The organism is Oryzomonas japonica, from assembly GCF_008802365.1.
GTDB classification, from domain to species: Bacteria; Desulfobacterota; Desulfuromonadia; order Geobacterales; family Pseudopelobacteraceae; genus Oryzomonas; species Oryzomonas japonica.
Genome location: NZ_VZQZ01000024.1, coordinates 1 through 676 on the forward strand (window position 1 = coordinate 1; position 676 = coordinate 676).

Consider the following 676-nt stretch of genomic DNA (forward strand, 5'->3'; position numbering starts at 1 on the left):
GACGGTGTTGCCCGCGACCAGATCGGCGGCACCTTCAAGCAGTACTGGAACTCGTTCAAACTGTACGCCAACACCCGGTTTGACCTGCCGAGTGAAACCTTCACCGAACTTCTCACCGGCATCAAATACTTCCCCACGGCGGACCTGATCCTGACCGCGGAATGGTACCAGAGCTACCCGACCTTCGACTCAACGTCCATCTACTCGATATTTGCCGTTGATCGTTACCAGGAAGCCCTCATCCGTGCCGACTACACCATCAACGACAAACTGTCGGTCAACGCCGGCTACACCAGGCAATTCTATGGTGAGAGCAGCGATGCCTCTGACGTCGTCGAGGTGGGCTGCCGGATTCGTCCGATCGACCAAATACTCATCAGCCTGAACTACGACCACAACAACGGTTACGGCGGCGACCTGAACGGGGGCAGCGCCGAGGTGAACTACACCCCGATCAAGCCTCTGGAACTGGCGGCCGGCCTCCAGTACGACGTCTACCAGTTCGACCGGACGACCGGAGACGAAACTGCCCGCAAATACTGGGTCGGTGGCAAATACAAACTTGCCAAGAACATGTCCGCGTCCGTCCGGGTTGAAGACAACGTCAATGCCCAGTACAAAAACGACTGGCAAGGTCGTGCGGTCTTCAACTACGACTTTTAGAAAGGAGGGACCT

1 protein-coding gene is annotated in these 676 nt (G+C 56.8%); it reads left to right on the plus strand.

Features of this window, described 5'->3' with window-relative positions:
• The coding region (locus F6V25_RS17135; protein ID WP_476739189.1) for a porin family protein at nt 1–663 on the plus strand (663 nt) is incomplete at its 5' end.
• Between the last annotated feature and the right edge of the window lie 13 nt (nt 664–676).